The sequence below is a fragment of the Pantoea sp. EKM101V genome (genome assembly GCF_011800325.1).
In the GTDB taxonomy this organism is placed as follows: Bacteria; Pseudomonadota; Gammaproteobacteria; order Enterobacterales; family Enterobacteriaceae; genus Pantoea; species Pantoea anthophila.
The window spans coordinates 170,691-187,207 of sequence record NZ_JAALFP010000008.1; the positions used below are offsets into that span (position 1 = coordinate 170,691).

The following is a 16,517-nucleotide window of genomic DNA, read 5'->3' on the forward strand; positions in this document are numbered from 1 at the left end:
CCTGATTACTTCGCTTGCAGACGGAAGGCGTCAATCAATTCAATAAAGTGGTCAAACAGCGGCGCAGCATCACCCGGTCCCGGGCTGGCTTCCGGGTGTCCCTGGAAGCTGAAGGCTGGCTTGTCAGTGCGGTGAATGCCCTGCACCGTTTTATCGAACAGCGAAATGTGGGTGACACGCAGGTTCGCGGGCAGATCGTTCTCATCGACGGCAAAACCGTGGTTCTGGGCGGTGATCATCACGCGATTATTGTCGAGATCCTTCACCGGATGGTTGCCGCCATGATGGCCAAGCTTCATCTTCACGGTCCGGGCTCCGCTGGCCAGCGCCAGCAGCTGATGACCCAGGCAGATACCGAACACCGGAATCTCGGTTTTCAGGAAGGCCTGAATCGCGCTGATGGCGTAGTCACATGGCTCCGGGTCACCCGGGCCGTTGGAGAGGAAAATGCCATCCGGATTCATCTTCAGCACCTCTTCCGCCGGTGTCTGAGCCGGTACAACGGTCAGACGGCAGCCGCGGTCAACCAGCATACGCAGAATGTTGCGCTTGGCACCGTAATCGTAAGCCACGACATGATAAGGCAGGGATTCCGCTGAGGATTGTTCCGGCAGGCCACTGCCCAGCGTCCAGCTGCCCTGCTGCCAGCTGTAGGTTTCCGTTGTGCAGACCTCTTTCGCCAGATCCATCCCTTTCAGCCCGGGGAACGCCTGGGCTTTCTGCAGCGCCAGCGCGGCGTCCGGATTATCACCGGCGATAATGCAGCCATTCTGAGCGCCTTTCTCACGCAGCAGACGCGTCAGCTTGCGGGTATCGATATCGGCAATGGCCACAATGTTGTTGCGCTGCAGGTAAGCGGAGAGTCCCTCTTCGCTTCGGAAGTTGCTGGCAATCAACGGCAGATCGCGGATGACCAGGCCCTGAGCATGAATCTGGCTTGATTCTTCATCAGCGGCGTTGGCACCGACATTACCGATATGGGGATAAGTGAGAGTAACGATTTGGCGGGAATAGGAAGGATCAGTGAGGATTTCTTGATAACCGGTCATTGAGGTGTTGAAAACGACTTCCCCCACTGCCGACCCCGTTGCCCCGATGGCCCGACCGTGGAATTGGGTTCCGTCTTCCAGAACCAGGATTGCTGACTTAATCAAAACATCCTCCAGGGAATAAACAGTCATAATATCTGCATATTAATTCAAAATAGCCGCCTGAATCAATGCAAAAACCGCCTGAATTGTCGATTTTTGGCAAATTGCGCGCATTCTAATGATCACCCTGGGGCTTGTCTACCCTGAGGCCCGTTTTTTTCATCTTTATCTGACTTATGAGGCCAGAAACGGGCTTAAGCGGTAAAAACAGGAGAAAACCCGGCCGAATAATCGTTTGCCAGGCAGTAAAAATAAGAACCCGAGGCTGTCAGGCTGATTTTTTTGACCAAATGGTCAAAAATGGCATCTTAACGGAGATAAAACGCGCGAAAAGTGATAAAAACAGATGTCTTAATCTTTTTTGACATCAGGGCGAGTATTTCAGACAAAATTAAGGGCAATAAAAATATTGCCCTTTTCCAATCAATTGCTTAACGATTGAAATAACCACATCACGATGGTTCACAACACGCACAACATCACAGATCCAGCACATCCCGCATATCAAACAGGCCTGATTTCTTCTCTTTCAGCCACAACGCCGACTTAACCGCACCTTTTGCGAAGGTCATACGGCTTGAGGCCTTGTGGGTTATCTCAACCCGTTCGCCAATATCCGCAAACATTGCCGTATGCTCACCGACGATGTCCCCGGCGCGCACCGTGGCAAAACCGATTGTCTGAGGCTGACGTTCGCCGGTGTGCCCTTCACGCGTATAGACCGCGTGCTCATCCAGTTTCCACTGCATCGCATCGGCAATCGCTTCACCCATCGCCAGTGCGGTGCCCGATGGCGCATCCACTTTGTGGCGATGGTGCGCTTCAGTAATCTCAATATCCGCATACTCCCCCATCACACTGGCGGCTTTCTCCAGCAGCTTCAGCACCAGGTTAACGCCCACACTGAAGTTTGCGGCGAACACAATGGCGATATCTTCTGAGGCGGCGCGAATGGCTGCTTTGCCTGCGTCATCGAATCCTGTGGTGCCGATCACCATCGCTTTGCCGTGCTCACGGCAGATCGCCATATACTCCAGCGTGCCTTCCGGACGGGTAAAGTCGATCAGCACATCGAAGTCATCAATCACTGCACGTAAATCGTCAGCAATCAGGATGCCGTTTCTGCCGATGCCCGCTAACTCTCCGGCGTCGCTGCCGGTCAGCGATGAACCCGGACGGGCGAGCGCAGCACCCAGCTCCACGCCTTCAGCCTGCTGTGTTGCCTCAATCAGATTACGGCCCATACGGCCCGGCGCGCCCACAACGGCAATGCGGATATTCTTCATATTTATTCATTCCTAAAACAAAACTATGCATCCAAAGCGTCATCAGGTTAACGACGAGTTAACAGTCACGCCACTATTAATCAGGGATAATAAGAATTTTATGCCAGCCGCCTGCGATTATCAGTAAAAGCAATCGCCATGGCAAAAGGTGGGCTTTTCATCGGCCGATAAAAACAAAAAAGGCCGAACAGAGTCGGCCTTTTTATCAGAATTAACGTGCGGTTACTGCACGTTGCGCACCTCGACGCGCAGCTCTTTTGGCACTTCAAAGACGATGTTCTCTTCACGGCCAATCAGCTCGATCGCGGCTTCGCCGCCCAGCTCACGCAGTCGCTCAATCACCTGCTGCACCAGAATATCGGGCGCTGAGGCACCGGCGGTGACACCGATACAGGCCACGCCTTTGACCCACTCTTCCTGAATATCATCAGCAGAGTCGATCAGCTTCGCCAGCTTACCGGCGCGCTGCGCCAGTTCAGCCAGACGGTTCGAGTTGGAGGAGTTCTTCGACCCCACCACCAGCACCACCTCGGCATCTTTCGCCAGGGTGCGAACCGCTTCCTGGCGGTTGGTTGTGGCATAGCAGATATCATCTTTACGCGGCCCGATAATCGCCGGGAAGCGCTGACGCAGAGCATCGATGATGTCTGACGTATCATCCACTGACAGCGTGGTCTGCGTCATGAAGCTCAGGTTGTTTTCATCCTTTACCGTCAGCCGGAAAACATCTTCCGGTGACTCGACCAGATACATCCCGCCATTGGGGTTGTTGTACTGCCCCATGGTGCCTTCCACTTCCGGATGACCCGCATGACCGATCAGTATTGCCTCAACGCCTTTACGGCTGGCGCGTGCCACTTCCATATGCACTTTTGTCACCAGCGGACAGGTTGCATCAAACAGCATGGTCAGATTGCGCGCTTTGGCTTCTGCACGCACCGCCTGCGAAACACCGTGCGCGGAGAAGATCAGAATCGCGTTATCCGGCACTTCACTAATCTCTTCAATGAAGATCGCCCCGCGCTCACGCAGGCTGTTGACCACGTAACGGTTATGCACCACTTCGTGACGCACGTAGATGGGCGCGCCATACATCTCCAGCGCGCGCTCAACGATACTGATGGCGCGATCAACGCCGGCGCAGAAACCGCGCGGATTAGCTAACAGGATTTGCATCGTTCGCCTCCAGTGCCGGATCGATCTCCAGCACCTCTACATCAAACTGAATACGATGACCTGCCAGCGGATGGTTAAAATCCACGGTGATCGAGTCACCGGAGACTTCACGGATCACGCCTGGCATTTCACTGCCGCCCATGCCGCTGAACAGCATGATTGCCCCCACTTCCGGTTCACCGGCATCGATAAAGTCACGACGCGAGAAATACTGGATCAGGTCAGGGCTGACGCCACCAAATGCCTCTTCCGGCGCCAGAGTGAACTGTTTAGTTTCACCCGCTTTCAGCCCCAGCAGTGCCTCCTCCAGTGCCGCAGAGAGGCTGCCATCACCGAGACGGAACAGCGCAGGCTTACCGTTTGCACGGGTCGATTCCGCCGTCGAGCCATCTTCCAGCTTCAGCGTAAAATGCACCAACACCGCGCTGTCGCGCTGTACGGACTCAGTCATCACTTACCCTTTCTGTTTAGCCTGTTTGCCGTTCGGGCTGAAGAAGCCCTCCAGCACCACCAATGCGGCACCAATACAGATGCCGCAGTCAGCGATATTAAATGTAGCGAAGTGCCAGTTACCGACATAAAAATCGATAAAATCGACCACAAAGCCATGCCAGGAGCGATCAAATAAATTGCCTATCGCACCGCCGATAATCAGGGCATACGCGATGTTTGAAATCTTCTGGCTGGCCTGATTGCGATACATCATCAGCACCAGTGAAACCACAATCGCCAGCGCAATACCGGCAAAGAACCAGCGCTGCCAGCCGCCTTTGTCCGCCAGGAAACTGAACGCCGCGCCATAGTTATGCGCATAGAACAGGTTCAGATAAGGCATCAGCGGCTGCGTTTCATGCAGCATCATGTTGTTCATCACCCACTGCTTACTGGCGAAGTCGACAACGATGACCACCAGCACCAGCCACAGCCAGCGCAATCCGGTTGAGAGAATAGGTTTACGCATCAGGCAAATTCACGCTGTTCACCGTCACCGGCTACGTTAGTGTAACAACGACCACAGACCGCAGCGTGCTCCGGATTCTGGCCGACGTCGGTAGTGTAATGCCAGCAGCGCTGACATTTCTCGCCTTCCGCCTTGTGCAGGGCAATTTTCAGACCTTTCAGCAGTTCGCTCTGCTGCGCTTCATCGTTTGCCAGCGCATAATCGGCCACCTGGGCACCCGAGGTCAGCAGCACAAAGCGCAGCTCGTTGCCCAGCGCCTGCAGCTTAGCGGCCAGCTCCGCATCGGCATAGAGCGTCACGGTGGCTTCCAGTGCGCCACCGATACGTTTGTCGGCACGCGCCTGCTCGATGACCTTGTTAACTTCGCCACGCACTTTCAGCAGCTCAGCCCAGTAGGCATCGTTCAGGGCTTCATCTTCCGCCAGGCCAAACAGACCCTGATACCACTCTTCGGTGAAGACATACTGCGCGCGTTCGCCAGGCAGATAGCCCCAGATCTCATCCGCGGTAAAGGACATGATTGGCGCCATCCAGCGCACCAGTGCTTCAACGATGTGCCACAGCGCGGTCTGACAGCTACGACGCGCCAGGCTGTCGCCCTTCGCGGTGTACTGGCGATCTTTGATGATGTCGAGATAGAAGCTGCCCATCTCAACAGAACAGAACTGCATCAGGCGCTGGATCACTTCATGGAAATCGTAGTTCTCATAAGAGGCGACGATATCGGCCTGCGCCGCCTGCGCACGTCCCACGGCCCAGCGATCCACCACGACCATCTCTTCCGGTTTCACCAGGTCGGTGGCCGGATTGAAGCCGTTAAGGTTCGCCAGCAGGAAGCGGGCGGTGTTACGGATACGGCGATAGGCATCGGCGGAACGCTTCAGGATCTCATCGGAGACCGCCATTTCACCCGAATAGTCGGTTGATGCCACCCACAGGCGCAGAATGTCAGCACCCAGCTTGTTCATCACATCCTGCGGCGACACGGTGTTGCCGATCGATTTCGACATTTTGCGGCCCTGACCATCCACAGTGAAACCGTGTGTCAGTACCTGACGATAAGGCGCTTTGCCTTTCATCGCGGTGCCGATCATCAGCGAGGACATAAACCAGCCGCGATGCTGATCGGACCCTTCCAGATAGAGGTCCGGCGCCTGTCCTTCGAATTCCGGACGGGCATCCACGACGGAATAGCTGGTTGACCCGGAGTCGAACCAGACATCCAGGGTATCCGGAACCTTGACGTAATGATCGGCGTCATCGCCCATCAGCTCGCGCGGATCGAGATCCCACCAGGCCTGAATGCCATCCTGCTCAACACGCTCTGCCACTTTCTCCATCAGTGCCAGAGTGTCCGGGTGCAGCTCTTCGCTCTCTTTATGAACGAACAGCGCCATCGGCACGCCCCAGGTACGCTGACGAGAGATACACCAGTCCGGGCGGTTCGCCACCATCGATTCAATACGCGCCTGACCCCAGTCCGGGATCCACTGCACGCCTTTGATCTCTTTCAGCGACTGCGCACGCAGGCCTTTCTGATCCATGCTGATGAACCACTGTGGCGTGGCACGGAAGATGATAGGCGTTTTGTGACGCCAGCAGTGCGGATAGCTGTGCAGCAGTTTTTCAACGTGCAGCAGCGCCTGCTTCTCTTTCAGCAGCTCAACGATCATATCGTTGGCTTTAAAGACGTTAACCCCATCCAGCGTCGGGTAAGTGCCTGGCAGATACGCGCCATCTGGCCCGACCGGGTTAGCGGTTTCGATGCCATATTTCTGGCCGATCACATAGTCATCCGGGCCGTGGCCGGGTGCCGTATGGACCGCACCGGTACCGGCGTCCAGCGTGACGTGTTCGCCCAGCACCACTTTCGACTGAATCTGCTCAAGGAACGGATGCTGGAACAGCTGCAGCTCCAGCGCGGCACCTTTGCATTCGCCCAGCACCTGCCATTCGCTGACACCGGCACGCTTCATGACGCTTTCCACCAGCTCTTTTGCCAGGATCAGGGCACGGCCCTCGATCTGGATCAGCTGATAGTCAAATTCCGGGTGCAGGGAGATAGCGCGGTTAGCGGGCAGCGTCCACGGGGTGGTGGTCCAGATAACCAGTGAAATCGGGCCGTTAACCTTGGTGACGCCGAACGCCTGACGCACAGCGTCGGCATCGACGGCGTTGAACATCACATCAATCGACGGTGAGGTCTTGTCGTAATATTCCACTTCCGCTTCGGCCAGGGCAGAACGGCAATCCAGGCACCAGTGCACCGGCTTCGCGCCCTTGTGCAGGTGACCGTTGCCGATGATTTTACCCAGCGCACGGATGATGTTGGCTTCCGTGTTGAAGTCCATGGTCAGGTAAGGACGATCCCAGTCGCCCAGTACGCCCAGACGGATAAAGTCCGCTTTCTGGCCTTCAACCTGTTCTGCCGCATATTTGCGGCACGCTTCGCGGAATTCTGCCGCCGTGACTTTCTCGCCCGGCTTGCCGATCATCTGCTCAACTTTATGCTCGATAGGCAGACCGTGACAGTCCCAGCCCGGCACATAGGGCGCGTCATAGCCCGCCATGCCTTTCGACTTAACGATAATGTCTTTCAGAATCTTGTTAACTGAGTGACCGATATGAATGCTGCCGTTCGCATAAGGAGGGCCATCATGCAGGATAAAGGTTTTTTTCCCCTTTTTGGCTTCGCGGATAACGCCATACAGGTTGTCGGCATACCAGCGTTGCAACATTCCCGGTTCGCGTTTGGCCAGATCGCCACGCATCGGGAATCCCGTTTCCGGCAAATTCAGGGTAGATTTATAGTCACTCATCAGATTCTCGATTCCGTTTTTCGCTCAGGTTAAAGCAGCCCAAAGAACTGCCGGGCCGTTACCACATCATTCGCAATTTGTTCTTTCAACGCCTCCAGTGAGGCAAAGCGCTGCTCGTTTCGTATTTTCTGTTTCAGCACCACATCAATGTGACGACCATAAAGATTGATATTGATGTCGAGCAGGTGAACTTCAAGCTGCTGGCGTAAACCTTTTACCGTCGGACGGGTGCCGATGTTCGCCACGCCCGGCAGCGGCTCCGGCGTCAGCCCTTCCACTTCCACCGCATAGACCCCTTTCACCGGCGACACGCTGCGGCGTAAAGGCAGGTTGGCGGTGGGGAAGCCCAGCGTGCGTCCCAGTGCATCACCGTGCACGACGCGGCCGGAAATCGTGAAAGGATGGCCTAACAACGACTGCGCCAGCGCTAAATCATCGGCGGCCAGCGCCTGACGCACGGCGGTGCTGCTGATGCGCTTTCCGCCCTCACAGAAAGTTTCGGTGCTGATAACCTCGAAGCCATACTCCACACCGGCTTTCTGCAATAACCGGAAATCCCCCTGGCGACCGGCGCCAAAGCGGAAATCATCGCCAACCGCAAGGTATCTGACGTCGAGCTTTTCAACCAGCAGGTCGCTGATAAAACGCTGGGCGGATAACGCCGCAAAGCGACGGTCAAACCGCACGCAGAGCACTTTATCGACGCCGGCTTCAGCCAGGTAGCGCAGTTTTTCACGCAGGCGCGTCAGGCGAGCCGGGGCTTTATCGCCAGCAAACAGCTCCAGCGGCTGTGGTTCAAAGACCATGACCACCACCGGCAGATTACGTTTGCGTCCCTCTTCACACAGCCGGGCCATCAGTGCCTGATGCCCGCGGTGTACGCCATCGAAATTACCAATGGTCAGAACGCAGCCGCGATGCTGCTCGTTAAGATTATGAATACCGCGGATAAACTTCATGGCTGACCCAAACCGGTGGAAATCGGCGGATTATACCCTTGAAACCGGTTCAGGTTAACCCGTCAGCACGCCTTTCATGCTTAACGCGCTGCATTTCCTGTTACAGAAGCACGTGTTGAGAATTTTGTCGCGAAATACTGTATTCAGGAAGGCGAAGCTGGTAGAATCTTGCGCCATCAAATACGTAACCGAGTGCTGCTCATAGAGCGACGCTTATTTGCACAAATCCATTGACAAAATCAGGTTGGAAGGGCATAGTCCTCGGCCTTTGATTTGTCTCTATAGAACACATTTGGGAGTTGGACCTTGGCTAATATCAAATCAGCTAAGAAACGCGCCGTAACATCTGAGAAACGCCGTAAGCATAACGCTAGCCGCCGCTCTATGATGCGTACCTTCGTTAAGAAAGTATACGCGGCGATCGCTTCAGGCGACAAAGCTGCTGCGCAGAACGCATTCAATGAAATGCAACCAATCGTGGACCGTCAGGCTGCTAAAGGTCTGATCCACAAAAACAAAGCTGCACGTTATAAAGCAAACCTGACTGCACAGATCAACAAACTGGCTTAATCGCCTGTTGTTTATCGCTTTGTTGAAAGAACCGGCGCTTACGCCGGTTTTTTTTCGCCTGTCATTTGCCGCACCGCCACTCCTCGTGAGGGTAATGCAACGCGAAAAAAGGAGGCTTTCGCCTCCCCTCTCTTAACGCAGCCTGACCCGTAACAGGCTATATCCCAACACGGCGGAGAGCAGAGAACCGGTCAGAATCCCCAGCTTAGAGAACGTCACCAGCTGCTCATGGGCGGCATCAAAGGCCAGTGAACTGATAAATATCGACATCGTGAAGCCGATACCGCACAGCACGCCGATCGCCATGATATCGCGGATGGTGGTGCCGCCAGGCAATACCGCCAGCCGCAATCTGACGGCCAGCCAGCAGAAGAGCGTAATGCCCAGGGGTTTGCCGATTAACAGGCCAAAGATGATGCCTGCCGGTTCCGGTGACAGGATATCGCCCAGCGTAATACCGGCGAGTGAAATACCGGCATTGGCAAAGGCAAACAGCGGCAGAATCAGCCAGTTCACCCACGGCATCAGGCCGTGCGCCAGATGCTCTGCTGGCGAGTGCCCCTCTCTCTTCTCCAGCGGCACAAAGAAGCCCACGATAACGCCTGCCAGCGTTGCATGAACACCCGATTTAAGGACGGCGGTCCAGAGCACAATGCCCACCAGAATGTAGATCGAGATTTTGCGGACGTTGAAGTAATTCAGCAGGGCCAGCACCACAATCGCCGCTGCCGCCACGCCCAGAGAGAGCACCGACAGACCGCTGGTATAGAACAGGGCGATAATCACAATCGCCCCCAGGTCATCGATAATCGCCAGCGCCATCAGAAAAACTTTCAGCGCAGCAGGAACCCGGCTGCCGAGCAGGGCCAGCACCCCCAGTGCAAACGCGATATCCGTTGCCGTGGGAATCGCCCAGCCGTTGCGGGCAATCTCATCACCGTGGTTGAAAGCCAGAAAGATCAGGGCGGGCAGCGCCATGCCTCCCAGGGCTGCGATAACCGGAAAGATTGCCTTCTCCCGGCTTGCGAGTTCACCGACCCTCAGCTCGCGCTTCACCTCCAGCCCAATCAGCAGGAAAAACAGCGCCATCAGCGCATCGTTTATCCATAACAGCAGATTTTTGCTGATATCCAGCGCACCAAAGCGGATCTGGACAGGCTCATTCAGTAACGCCTGATAGCCTTCGGCCGTCGCAGCGGTATTGGCGAGGATCATGGCCGCCACGGCTGCCAGGATTAATATCATGCCGTTACTGGCATCACTTTCAATGAAGCTCCTGAGGAGGTTTCTGAGTTTCCGAGGCTTATTCAACGTTTATCTTCCTGATCGGCGAATGAAAGTGAATAAGTGTAACGACTCATATCGCCCGTTAACAGCAGCTTGTGCCCGGCGTTGTCGCTCGCATTGACCGGATCATCCGCAGGCCCGTCTACGCTGCGGGGCAGTCTGTGTACAGCATCCCTGATCGGAGGCCAAAAAAAACGGAGCCCAGGGCTCCGTTTTATCTTTCCCGGTTTATCGGGTCAGGTCGTCAAAGAATTTTTTCACACCGTCGAAAAAGCTCTTGGAGCGCGGGCTGTTGTGCTCGCCGCTCGGACCGCCAAAACTCTCTTCCAGTTCACGCAGCAGCGATTTCTGTTTCTCGTTCAGGCTGACCGGTGTTTCCACCACGACGCGACACAACAGGTCACCAACCGCACCACCACGGACAGATTTCACGCCGCGTCCGCGCATGCGGAACAGCTTGCCGGTCTGAGTCTCTGACGGCACTTTCAGCTTCACGCGTCCATCCAGCGTCGGCACTTCAATCTCGCCGCCCAGCGCCGCCATCGCAAAGTTAATCGGCACTTCGCAGTAGAGGTTATTCTCTTCACGTTCGAAAATCGGGTGTTTCTTCACCGAGACCTGAACATAGAGATCGCCCGCTGGTGCGCCCTGCTCGCCCGCTTCGCCTTCTCCGCTCAGACGGATACGATCGCCGGTGTCGACCCCGGCCGGAATTTTCACTGACAGCGTTTTCGACTTCTCAACGCGACCGTGACCGTGACAGGCGTTGCACGGATCTTTGATCACCGAGCCGCGACCGTGACAGGTCGGACAGGCCTGCTGAACGGTGAAGAAGCCCTGGCGCATCTGCACCTGGCCTGCACCGTGACAGGTCGAACAGGTTTGTGGCTGCGTGCCCGGTTTCGCGCCGCTGCCGTGGCAGACATCACACTCTTCCAGCGTTGGAATGCGGATCTCTTTGGTCACGCCGCGTACCGCTTCTTCCAGCGTCAGCTCCATGTTGTAGCGTAAATCGGCGCCGCGGGATGCGCGCTGACGGCGTCCACCACCAAAGATGTCACCGAATACGTCGCCAAAGATATCGCTGAAGTCTGCACCGCCGCCGCCAAAGCCGCCGCCGCCGAATCCACCGCCACCCATGCCGCCCTGTTCAAAGGCTGCATGACCATATTGATCGTAGGCCGCACGCTTCTGCGCATCGGTCAGGATTTCGTACGCTTCTTTAGCCTCTTTGAATTTGGCTTCGGCTTCTTTATCTCCGGGATTACGATCCGGGTGAAATTTCATTGCCAGGCGTTTGTACGCCTTTTTGATTTCACGCTCGTCCGCGGATTTGGCGACGCCTAAAATCTCGTAGTAATCACTCTTCGCCATGTTTATTTAGCCCTTAACATGATCGCACGGGCGTGGAGAGATCTCCGACGCCCGTGCTGGTTTCAACGGCTGTCAGGCCAGCCGTCGCGCCCGGTCAGGGGCAATTATTTCTTGTTGTCTTTTACTTCTTCGAATTCAGCATCGACAACGTCGTCATCTTTCTTCGCTGACGCATCACCGGCATCGGCTGCACTTGCCTGAGACTGCTGTGCGGCTTCCATCAGTTTGCCGGACACTTCCATCAGCGCCTGCATTTTGGCGTCGATTTCCGCTTTGTCTTCGCCTTTCAGCGCAGTTTCCAGCGCGGCCAGTGCGGCTTCGATTGGCGCTTTGTCATCTGCTGACAGTTTATCGCCGGCTTCTTCCAGCTGCTTACGCGTGCTGTGGGCAATCTGATCGCCCTGGTTGCGCGTCTGTACCAGCTCTTCGAACTTACGGTCAGCTTCTGCGTTCGCTTCCGCATCACGCACCATTTTTTCGATCTCTTCGTCGTTCAGACCGGAAGAGGCTTTGATGGTGATTTTCTGCTCTTTACCGCTGTTCTTATCTTTCGCCGACACGTGCAGGATACCATCCGCATCGATGTCGAAGGTGACTTCGATCTGCGGCATACCGCGAGGCGCAGCCTGGATACCGTCGAGGTTGAACTGGCCCAGTGACTTGTTGTCATTGGCGCGCTTACGCTCACCCTGCAGCACGTGAATGGTCACGGCTGACTGGTTATCTTCAGCAGTCGAGAAGACCTGGCTGTGCTTGGTCGGGATAGTGGTGTTTTTGCTGATCAGCGACGTCATCACGCCACCCATGGTTTCGATACCCAGTGACAGCGGGGTTACGTCCAGCAGCAGCACGTCTTTCACGTCGCCACCCAGTACACCACCCTGAACCGCAGCACCGACAGCAACGGCTTCGTCCGGGTTCACATCTTTACGTGGCTCTTTACCAAAGAACTCGGTGACTTTCGCCTGAACCAGTGGCATACGGGTCTGACCACCGACCAGGATAACGTCGTTGATGTCAGAAACCGACAGGCCCGCATCCTGCAGCGCAACTTTCAGTGGCGCGATTGAGCGTGCAACCAGATCTTCAACCAGTGACTCCAGCTTAGAGCGGGTCACTTTGATGTTCAGGTGCTTAGGACCGGTCGCATCTGCAGTGATGTACGGCAGGTTAACGTCGGTCTGCTGAGCAGAAGAGAGCTCGATTTTCGCTTTCTCTGCGGCTTCTTTCAGACGCTGCATCGCCAGAGGATCGTTGTGCAGATCGATGCCCTGATCTTTCTTAAATTCAGCTACCAGATAGTTAATCAGACGGCTGTCGAAGTCTTCACCACCCAGGTGGGTATCACCGTTGGTTGCCAGAACTTCAAAGGTTTTTTCGCCATCAACTTCGTCGATCTCGATGATGGAGATATCGAAGGTACCGCCACCCAGGTCATACACGGCGATGGTGCGGTTACCCTGACCTTTGTCCAGGCCATAGGCCAGTGCAGCAGCGGTTGGTTCGTTAATGATACGCTTAACTTCCAGACCCGCGATGCGGCCTGCATCTTTGGTCGCCTGGCGCTGTGCATCGTTAAAGTATGCCGGAACGGTGATCACCGCTTCGGTCACTGGCTCACCGAGGTAATCTTCGGCGGTCTTTTTCATTTTCTTCAGCACTTCAGCTGAAATCTGCGGCGGTGCCATTTTCTGGCCTTTCACTTCCAGCCAGGCGTCGCCGTTGTCAGCGCTGGCGATTTTGTACGGCATGATTTTAATATCACGCTGAACTTCTTCGTCCTGGAAGCGACGACCGATCAGCCGCTTAATTGCGAACAGGGTATTCTGCGGGTTGGTCACTGCCTGACGTTTAGCCGGTTGACCGACCAGAATTTCGCCATCCTGTGTGTACGCAATAATTGAAGGCGTGGTGCGATCGCCCTCGGCATTTTCCAGCACGCGTGCTTTGGTGCCATCCATGATCGCAACACAAGAGTTGGTTGTACCCAGGTCAATACCAATAATCTTACCCATCTAAACATCTCCCACTTAAATTCGTTGCCAATTTGGGTTGTGAACCTTTTATGTGGGCGGGTTGTTTGCATTCAACCTGCCAGCACAAGCTTTTTTTCCAACGTTCACAACGCTCGATGAGAAGTAAATGGGGCCGCTTCGATGCGCATCAAGGGTTAAACCAAAAAAAATTTTCACCTCTGGCCCGGTCGGGATCAAAGAACCCTGGCAGAACGCTGAATATGATGCGCCGCTCCGCTCGATGGAGTGAAGCGGAGCGCTTTTTATCATCAACGTTTACTGACCGCCGAGGAACTATGGCAAATTCAACACTGGCCAACCCTGCCCCGCTGGGATTAATGGGATTTGGCATGACAACGGTTTTACTTAACCTGCACAACGCGGGCCTGTTCACGATGGACGTCGCGATTCTGGCCATGGGGATTTTTTATGGTGGGATTGCGCAGGTGCTGGCAGGCCTGCTGGAGTTTAAAAAGAATAACACCTTTGGGCTGACGGCCTTTACCTCTTACGGGATGTTCTGGTTAAGCTTTGTGGCAATTCTGCTGCTGCCGGAAATGGGCCTCGCGAACGCCCCCGACGAACGTTTTCTGGGGGCCTGGCTGCTTCTGTGGGGCATCTTCACGCTGTTTATGTTTGTCGGCACGCTGAAAAGTGCGCGGATGCTGCAGTTTGTTTTCACCACGCTCACGCTGCTGTTTCTGCTGCTGGCCGTGGCGCATCTGATGCATCTGCCTGCGCTGGTCACTACGGCAGGCTGGGTTGGCCTTCTCTGCGGCGCCAGCGCCTGCTATCTGGCCATGGGGGAAGTGCTGAACGAAACCTTTGGCCGTACCGTTCTGCCGATTGGCGAGAAGCCCCATCACGCATAATAAGACGCGGAGTCAGGCTCCGCGTCCTCTCACTACAGCGAATTAACCCCCTGATGCAGTTCTGGCTCGTGGCTGATATCACGCCGCAGCCAGATCCCCGTCACCAGTCCCACCAGCGCCAGTGCCATCACATACCAGCATGGGGCCATCACCGACACATTCATCAGCAGCGACACAAAAATCGGTGTCAGGCCGCCGAAAATCGCATAGGCGAGATTGTAGGAGAAGGAGATACCGGTAAAACGGACTTCCGCCGGAAAGGCACGCACCATCACGAACGGGACGGCGCCCACGGCGCCAACACTGAGGCCGGCCAGTCCATACAGCAGGAAGAGCTGCTGCGGATAGAGTGCAGTCAGATGATAAAACTGCCAGCAGCAGATCGCCAGCAGCAGGCTGCCGACACACAGCGTGCGGCTGGCACCGAAGCGATCGGCCGCCAGGCCGGCAATAATACAGCCGAAGCAGAGCATGACGGTGGCCAGGCTGTTGGCCTGCAGCGTCAACGCAGGCGCAATGCCCAGCTGTTTTTGCAGCCAGACCGGGGACATCAGGATCACCACCACGATGCAGGCGGAGAGCAGCCAGGTCAGCAGCATGGAAATGACGACCGATTTTTTATGTTCAGCCAGCACTGTTTTGAGCGGCAGCTTACTGGAGAGCGCTTTACGCTGCTGCATCTCCACAAACACCGGCGTCTCATGCAGCCAGCGGCGCAGCACCATCGCGCCCAGCCCGAACAGGCCGCCGAGGAAGAACGGGATGCGCCAGCCGCCATCATGAATTGCCTGGGGTGAGAGTGAGGTATTGATCAGCGTTGCCACCAGCGACCCCAGTAAAATCCCGATGGTCAGCCCGGCCGTCAGTGTGCCGCAGGCGATACCGATGCGTTTATAGGGCACATGCTCAGCGACAAACACCCAGGCTCCCGGCACCTCGCCACCAATCGCCGCCCCCTGCAGCATCCGCATCAGCAGCATCAGTAACGGTGCGGCAACGCCGATGGTCTGCCAGGTGGGAAGCGCGCCCATCATCAATGTCGGCAGCGCCATCAGCATAATGCTCAGGCTGAACATCTTCTTACGCCCGACTTTATCGCCAAAGTGGGCCATCACGATGCCGCCCAGCGGACGTGCCAGATAGCCGGCGGCAAAAATGGCAATGGTCTGCAGCTGGCGCAGCCACTCGGGAATATCGGCGGGGAAAAAGAGTTCGCCAATGACGGTGGCGAAGAAGACAAAAATGATGAAGTCGTAAAATTCCAGCGCGCCGCCCAGTGCGGCCAGCGCCAGGGTTCTGTAATCCTTACCGGTCAGACGCTGCGTAGAGGTCAGGTTCATAATAGTCCAGAGGCAAAAGATCGGGTTGTAACGATCTAATTACTATACCGTCAATCTTTTGCCACACCAGCCGGGCTATAGCTTATGCCTGAAATGGACAATATTTAGTTGTTTATCTCACGTATCGCGCTTTTAGGCCGAAATGCTGCTACCACGTCGCGATGGGTTTCGACATACGGTCCTTCCAGCAGCTGTAAACAATAAGGTACAGAGGCAAAAATGCCGTGGACTTTGACGTTGCCCTGCTCATCTTTCAGCCCCTCTAGTGTCTCCCTGATCGACTTTGGCTGACCAGGCAGATTGAGGATCAGTGACTGCTTACGGATCACGCCAACCTGACGCGACAGAATCGCGGTCGGCACAAACTGCAGGCTGATCTGGCGCATCTGCTCACCGAATCCGGGCATCTCCCGATCGGCGACGGCTAAGGTGGCGTCGGGAGTGACGTCGCGCCGGGCCGGGCCGGTGCCGCCAGTGGTCAGCACCAGATGGCAAAAGCGTTCATCGACCAGCTCGCAAATCGCCTGCTCAATCATCGGCTGCTCGTCCGGCACCAGTCGGGACTCCATTTCGAACGGGCTGCTGATGGCCGTGCTGAGCCAGCTCTCCAGCGCGGGAATCCCCTGATCCTGATAGATGCCGTTCGCGGCGCGATCGGAAACCGAGATCAGGCCAATGCGTAATGTATTCATGGTTAGCTTCGCTGT

14 protein-coding genes are annotated in these 16,517 nt (G+C 55.8%); 2 read left to right on the forward strand and 12 right to left on the reverse strand.

What is annotated here, in order from left to right; translation table 11 throughout:
- Nucleotides 1-5: 5 nt before the first annotated feature.
- The 7 genes from carA to ribF all read right to left on the reverse strand — a co-directional run bounded on the left by carA (nt 6) and on the right by ribF (nt 8,352).
- On the reverse strand, nt 6-1,154 hold the full coding sequence (gene carA / locus HFD92_RS14440; RefSeq protein ID WP_058957748.1) for a glutamine-hydrolyzing carbamoyl-phosphate synthase small subunit: 1,149 nt from the start codon (nt 1,152-1,154) through the stop codon (nt 6-8).
- A gap of 476 nt (nt 1,155-1,630) precedes the next feature.
- On the reverse strand, nt 1,631-2,437 hold the full coding sequence (gene dapB, locus HFD92_RS14445; RefSeq protein ID WP_046101194.1) for a 4-hydroxy-tetrahydrodipicolinate reductase: 807 nt from the start codon (nt 2,435-2,437) through the stop codon (nt 1,631-1,633).
- Between the two features lie 222 nt (nt 2,438-2,659).
- Nucleotides 2,660-3,613 (reverse strand): 4-hydroxy-3-methylbut-2-enyl diphosphate reductase, encoded by a 954-nt coding sequence (gene ispH, locus HFD92_RS14450; RefSeq protein ID WP_046101193.1) that lies wholly within the window; start codon nt 3,611-3,613, stop codon nt 2,660-2,662.
- Entirely contained in the window at nt 3,594-4,064 is a 471-nt protein-coding gene (gene fkpB / locus HFD92_RS14455; RefSeq protein WP_009092210.1) for an FKBP-type peptidyl-prolyl cis-trans isomerase, read from the reverse strand. Before fkpB ends, ispH begins: the two co-directional genes overlap by 20 nt.
- Before the next feature lie 3 nt (nt 4,065-4,067).
- A complete protein-coding gene (gene lspA, locus HFD92_RS14460) occupies nt 4,068-4,574 on the reverse strand; it encodes a signal peptidase II (RefSeq protein ID WP_009092212.1) in 507 nt (168 codons plus the stop codon).
- Nucleotides 4,574-7,393, reverse strand: coding sequence for an isoleucine--tRNA ligase (ileS, locus tag HFD92_RS14465; RefSeq protein ID WP_167429155.1), 2,820 nt, complete (start codon nt 7,391-7,393; stop codon nt 4,574-4,576). Before ileS ends, lspA begins: the two co-directional genes overlap by 1 nt.
- Before the next feature lie 29 nt (nt 7,394-7,422).
- Entirely contained in the window at nt 7,423-8,352 is a 930-nt protein-coding gene (gene ribF / locus HFD92_RS14470; protein WP_009092217.1) for a bifunctional riboflavin kinase/FAD synthetase, read from the reverse strand.
- A 306-nt stretch (nt 8,353-8,658) separates the two neighbouring features.
- Here ribF and rpsT point away from each other — a divergent pair, with 306 nt between their 5' ends.
- Nucleotides 8,659-8,922: a 30S ribosomal protein S20 gene (rpsT, locus tag HFD92_RS14475; protein WP_006117633.1), complete on the forward strand. Its 264-nt coding sequence runs from the start codon at nt 8,659-8,661 to the stop codon at nt 8,920-8,922.
- 132 nt (nt 8,923-9,054) lie between these two features.
- On the opposite strand, the gene nhaA is transcribed toward rpsT, so the two are convergent.
- The 3 genes from nhaA to dnaK all read right to left on the reverse strand — a co-directional run bounded on the left by nhaA (nt 9,055) and on the right by dnaK (nt 13,598).
- Nucleotides 9,055-10,233, reverse strand: a complete 1,179-nt coding sequence (gene nhaA, locus HFD92_RS14480) for a Na+/H+ antiporter NhaA (RefSeq protein WP_046101191.1) — start codon at nt 10,231-10,233, stop codon at nt 9,055-9,057.
- 204 nt (nt 10,234-10,437) lie between these two features.
- Nucleotides 10,438-11,583 (reverse strand): molecular chaperone DnaJ, encoded by a 1,146-nt coding sequence (dnaJ, locus tag HFD92_RS14485; RefSeq protein ID WP_009092225.1) that lies wholly within the window; start codon nt 11,581-11,583, stop codon nt 10,438-10,440.
- A gap of 104 nt (nt 11,584-11,687) precedes the next feature.
- A complete protein-coding gene (gene dnaK / locus HFD92_RS14490; protein WP_167429156.1) occupies nt 11,688-13,598 on the reverse strand; it encodes a molecular chaperone DnaK in 1,911 nt (636 codons plus the stop codon).
- A 296-nt stretch (nt 13,599-13,894) separates the two neighbouring features.
- Between dnaK and satP the strand changes: the two genes are divergently transcribed.
- Entirely contained in the window at nt 13,895-14,470 is a 576-nt protein-coding gene (satP, locus tag HFD92_RS14495; RefSeq protein WP_167429157.1) for an acetate uptake transporter, read from the forward strand.
- Nucleotides 14,471-14,502: 32 nt separating this feature from the next.
- Here satP and HFD92_RS14500 read toward each other — a convergent pair whose 3' ends face one another.
- Both HFD92_RS14500 and mog read right to left on the reverse strand, forming a co-directional pair.
- Nucleotides 14,503-15,810, reverse strand: coding sequence for an MFS transporter (locus HFD92_RS14500; RefSeq protein WP_167429158.1), 1,308 nt, complete (start codon nt 15,808-15,810; stop codon nt 14,503-14,505).
- A gap of 104 nt (nt 15,811-15,914) precedes the next feature.
- Complete coding sequence (gene mog, locus HFD92_RS14505; protein ID WP_009092232.1) at nt 15,915-16,502, reverse strand: molybdopterin adenylyltransferase; 588 nt, start codon at nt 16,500-16,502, stop codon at nt 15,915-15,917.
- Nucleotides 16,503-16,517 lie beyond the last annotated feature (15 nt).

Coding starts and splice junctions, on each gene's coding strand:
- dapB (WP_046101194.1), bottom strand. CDS start 2,437: ATGAAGAATATCCGCATTGCCGTTGTGGGCGCGCCGGGCCGTATGGGC.
- ispH (WP_046101193.1), bottom strand. CDS start 3,613: ATGCAAATCCTGTTAGCTAATCCGCGCGGTTTCTGCGCCGGCGTTGAT.
- fkpB (WP_009092210.1), bottom strand. CDS start 4,064: ATGACTGAGTCCGTACAGCGCGACAGCGCGGTGTTGGTGCATTTTACG.
- lspA (WP_009092212.1), bottom strand. CDS start 4,574: ATGCGTAAACCTATTCTCTCAACCGGATTGCGCTGGCTGTGGCTGGTG.
- ileS (WP_167429155.1), bottom strand. CDS start 7,393: ATGAGTGACTATAAATCTACCCTGAATTTGCCGGAAACGGGATTCCCG.
- ribF (WP_009092217.1), bottom strand. CDS start 8,352: ATGAAGTTTATCCGCGGTATTCATAATCTTAACGAGCAGCATCGCGGC.
- dnaJ (WP_009092225.1), bottom strand. CDS start 11,583: ATGGCGAAGAGTGATTACTACGAGATTTTAGGCGTCGCCAAATCCGCG.
- dnaK (WP_167429156.1), bottom strand. CDS start 13,598: ATGGGTAAGATTATTGGTATTGACCTGGGTACAACCAACTCTTGTGTT.
- satP (WP_167429157.1), top strand. CDS start 13,895: ATGGCAAATTCAACACTGGCCAACCCTGCCCCGCTGGGATTAATGGGA.
- HFD92_RS14500 (WP_167429158.1), bottom strand. CDS start 15,810: ATGAACCTGACCTCTACGCAGCGTCTGACCGGTAAGGATTACAGAACC.
- mog (WP_009092232.1), bottom strand. CDS start 16,502: ATGAATACATTACGCATTGGCCTGATCTCGGTTTCCGATCGCGCCGCG.